Annotated in this window: 1 protein-coding gene and 1 pseudogene; both read right to left on the bottom strand. The window is 63.1% G+C overall.

Annotated features, from left to right (window positions below; genetic code table 11):
• Positions 1-1,012 (bottom strand): glycine dehydrogenase (locus tag AC1DLB_RS30590; protein WP_477786353.1); only part of this gene is annotated, 1,012 nt, incomplete at its 3' end.
• Between the two features lie 11 nt (positions 1,013-1,023).
• A pseudogene (locus AC1DLB_RS30585) lies at positions 1,024-1,154 on the bottom strand (glycine cleavage system protein H); the annotation flags it as partial.

The following is a 1,154-nucleotide window of genomic DNA, read 5'->3' as shown; positions in this document are numbered from 1 at the left end:
GCACCTGGGCGGTGCAGATGTTGCTGGTGGCTTTCTCGCGACGGATGTGTTGCTCGCGGGTCTGCATGGCCAGGCGCAGGGCCGGCTTGCCGAAACGGTCCACGGAAACGCCGACCAGACGGCCCGGCATGTCGCGCTTGAACGCATCCTTGGTGGAGAAGTACGCCGCGTGCGGGCCACCGAAGCCCAGCGGAACACCGAAGCGTTGCGCGCTGCCGATGGCCACGTCGGCGCCGAACTCGCCCGGCGGGGTCAGCACGGTCAGGGCCAGCAGGTCAGCAGCGACCGCGACCAGCGCATTCGCCGCGTGGAAGCGTTCGGTCAGTTCGCGGTAATCGAAGACGTCACCGTTGCTCGCCGGGTATTGCAGCAGCGCGCCGAAGAATGGCGTCACGTCGGTCAGTTCACGCTCGTCGCCCACCACAACGTCGATGCCCAAAGGCTCGGCACGGGTGCGCAAAACGTCGAGGGTTTGCGGGTGGCAATGAACGGAGGCGAAGAAGGCGTGGCTGCCTTTGTTCTTGCTCAGGCGTTTGCAGAACGTCATGGCTTCAGCAGCAGCGGTGGCTTCGTCCAGCAGCGAGGCGTTGGCGATCGGCAGGCCGGTCAGGTCGCTGATCAGGGTCTGGAAGTTCAGCAGCGCTTCGAGACGACCCTGGGAAATTTCTGGTTGGYACGGGGTGTAGGCGGTGTACCAGGCCGGATTTTCCAGCAGGTTGCGCAGGATCGGCGACGGCGTGTGAGTGCCGTAGTAGCCCTGACCGATGTAAGTCTTGAACAGCTGGTTTTTACCGGCGATGGATTTGATCAACGCCAGGGCATCGGCTTCGCTCAGGCCGTCTTCGAGACCGAGGACGCTGGTGCCTTTGATGCTGTCGGGAATGACGCTGGCGCTCAGGGCTTCCAGGGAGTCGAAACCGAGGCTGTTGAGCATGGCTTGCTCGTCGCCTGCACGCGGGCCGATGTGGCGGGTGATGAATTCGTTGGCGGTCGTCAGATTGACTTGAGTCATGTCGGCGCTCCTCAGGCTTGGGCTTTGATCAGACGGTCGTAAGCGTCTTGATCCAGCAGTTGGCCGACAGCCGAGGCGTCGGTTGGCTTGAAGCGGAAGAACCAGCCTTCGCCCAGCGGATCTTCGTTGACCAGTTCAGGGC

Source organism: Pseudomonas sp. 05N434 (assembly GCF_056396965.1).
The sequence above is the reverse complement of the archived record's forward strand: the minus strand, read 5'-3'. Positions and strand labels throughout refer to the sequence as shown.